Here is a 2,883-nt window from a genome sequence, read left to right as displayed (position 1 = left end):
ATAAGGGCTGGCGCGACTTTAAGAGCGATGAGGGGGGGCAAATTGTGAAAGCTGTGATGAAATACGAGAAATTAGACTGGTTAGGGGCTGTAAATTGGCTGAATGAATTTCAGGGGGGTATTAGTACCGAATATTCAGAGATACGCAAAAAAACAGCCGAAAGCAAGCCAAATATGGGCGAAACTACCTACGCTATTACGCAGGTAGTTCCTCCAAGTTCTCCCCCTCTCCTCCAATACTTCGAGCAGAGGGGTATCAGTGCAAGCACTTTGAAGATGTGCGCCAAGCAGGTACATTACCAACTTGGCGACAAACACTATTACGGCATAGGCATTCAGAATGATAAGGGTAACTGGGAAGTACGCAACCCCTTTATGAAGACCAAGTTAGGAGAGCAGGGAATGGCAGAAAAAGCCATTAACAAGGAAGCTAAGAAAGTGTTTGTTATCGAGGGAATGACCGACTTCTTTTCAATGGTTGAGATATTGAGGAATAACAAAAGAGACCTAAAGGACTATAAGTTCGTAGTGCTTAACTCTGTAACTAATGCCTTGCAATTCTTTGAGAGATACAGAGACAAGAAAGACCACGAAATAATGCTTTGCCTTGACGGAGACCAGGCAGGAGAGACCACAACGCAGAAGCTATTGAAAGCCCTCCCACACGCTAAGGATATACGGGCTAACTTCGGAATAGGAGAAAAGGGATACAAGGACTTAAACGAGTCACTGAAAGCACAGCTACAAAGACACCAGGAGCAGGAGGAAAAACAGCAAAGAAAAGGGCGAAAAATCTAATCTTTTTCTTCCAGCAATAACAGCCCCTCTGACGATAGGAAGAGGGGTATATATTTATACGATACGAAGGAAACAGCCGTGAGCCCTTATTTTATAAGGGGTGTCGTTATAACTATTATAACAGCGTTATAATTATTATAACAAAATTATAATTATTATAATCTTATTTCGTATATTTGCACCCGAAAAACTAATTAAAATATTATGGCAGAAGAAAGAAAAACAACCTATAAAACAAGGTTAGTAAAGGAACGAGTAGATGAAGAAACAGGGGAGATAATAAGACAGGCAGTAGAAACAGAATATGTACCTGGCTTTGTAGATGTAAAGTTGCCTAAAAGGAAGCATTTAGGTAATGGTGACTTCATTACGGTATTTCAAAATACAATGTTTAGAATAGCCACAGAAGCCAAATTATCAAAGAATGAAATGCAGATATTGTTCTACTTACTGGGTACAGCTGGCTTTGATAATAGTATATACATTGACTTAGATATATTATCAGGGGACTTGGATATTAAAAAGCCTAATGTAAGTACCGCTCTAAAAGGTCTATTGAAAAGGAATATTATTATAAAAAGGGACGGATATAGGGGAGGTAATCAAAAGACAAAGCCCTTTGAGTTATCCATAAATTATGACCAACTCAATTACAGCATAACCTGGAAAGGAGATTATAACGAGCATAAAAAAGTTAAGATGAACCACCCTGAAATACTATCTTTGCCAAAAGAAGAGCCTAAGCAGTTAGACCTATTCGACCTAATAGAAGAGGCGGAAAAAGACAACGGCAAAGAGTAATTTGCGGTACGATTTTTGAGCATTCCTTGTTATAAGGTGTAGCTCACTACACTTTACTAACCCCCTACCTTGCTCGGAGAGACAGCGGAAGGGGTTTAGTAAAGTTCGTTCGTCCTGCGGAGCTCTCCACCTCTTCCTCACGTCAGAGGGTGGATTTAATGCTGAAGAAAAAAGAATTAAAATTACATACTATGGGATATTGTTCACTTCATTTTGAGAAACACGGAGAGCCGTCAGGGGGTAACCTGGGCAACCACATCGACAGAGTTAAGGGCAAGGAATATTCATACCGCCACGCCGATTTGTCTTTGACCAAGAACAACAAGGCACTTAAAGCTGATTACAACAAGTACTGCTCTATGCCCTATAATGAAGCTATAAAGGCACGAGTCCAGGACGGATATAAAGGCAGTAAAGCCATTAGGAAAGATGCCACGTACAGCGTTAATACTATCCTTTCAGGAAGCCACGAGGAGTTAAAGGAAATAGAGAAAGACCCGAAGAAGCTTAACGCCTGGATAACTGCCAACCTGCGTTGGTGCGAACAGCAGTTTGGTAAGGAAAACATCGTACGCTTTTCGGTTCACCTGGACGAGAAAACCCCCCACATACATTGCGTTTGGGTCCCGATAACAGCCAAAGGGGGGCTATCGGCAAAGGAATACATCGGAGACGGCAAGAAGCTTGAAGCCTTGCAGACATCGTACGCCAATGCTATGAAACCATTTGGGCTTGAACGTGGCATACCAAGCGACCGCAAGCACCAGACAACAGACGAATACCGCAGACGAGAGAATGAGAAGCTACGTACAGCCAAGCAGATAACGGACAAAATAGAAAGCATTTCCAGGCTTGAAGCTGCCACCAACTTAGGCAATATAAAGAAAGACCTTACAGCCGCAGTCAATGGGTTAGTACTTAGGCAGGAGGAGAAGAAAGCCCAAGAAATGGCAGAACTTAGAGGGCGAGTTGTTTCGCTATCCCAAGAGAAAGAACAGCTACAAATGAAGCTGAACAAGCAACAGAAGCCAAGCACGCAACCGAAGTATATAGCCCCCGACAAGGTTCAGCAGATAGTCGAGGGGGTGAACGTTATAGACTACTTCCTGCACCTGGCAAAGCGTGGTATATTGAACTTTGAGAAGAAGAGCGGTAAAGAATTTATATTTACCGACCACGCAGGAGCGCAGAAAGTATCCGTGTCAGATAAGGGCTGGCGCGACTTTAAGAGCGATGAGGGGGGGCAAATTGTGAAAGCTGTGATGAAATACGAGAAATTAGACTG

General features: G+C 42.6%; 3 protein-coding genes. All 3 read left to right on the top strand.

All coding sequences use genetic code 11. The features are described 5' to 3' along the window. Window positions 1-797: DUF8464 domain-containing protein (locus IEV69_RS13695; protein ID WP_188443391.1), on the top strand; the 797-nt coding region annotated here is incomplete at its 5' end. 204 nt (window positions 798-1,001) lie between these two features. Further along, complete coding sequence (locus IEV69_RS13690; protein ID WP_188443389.1) at window positions 1,002-1,598, top strand: hypothetical protein; 597 nt, start codon at window positions 1,002-1,004, stop codon at window positions 1,596-1,598. 191 nt (window positions 1,599-1,789) lie between these two features. After that, a partial coding sequence (mobV, locus tag IEV69_RS13685; RefSeq protein ID WP_188443387.1) for a MobV family relaxase occupies window positions 1,790-2,883 on the top strand: 1,094 nt, incomplete at its 3' end.

Source organism: Planktosalinus lacus (assembly GCF_014640155.1).
GTDB lineage: Bacteria > Bacteroidota > Bacteroidia > Flavobacteriales > Flavobacteriaceae > Planktosalinus > Planktosalinus lacus.
This window is presented reverse-complemented; position numbering and strand designations above follow the sequence as displayed.

Coding starts and splice junctions, on each gene's coding strand:
- IEV69_RS13690 (WP_188443389.1), top strand. CDS start 1,002: ATGGCAGAAGAAAGAAAAACAACCTATAAAACAAGGTTAGTAAAGGAA.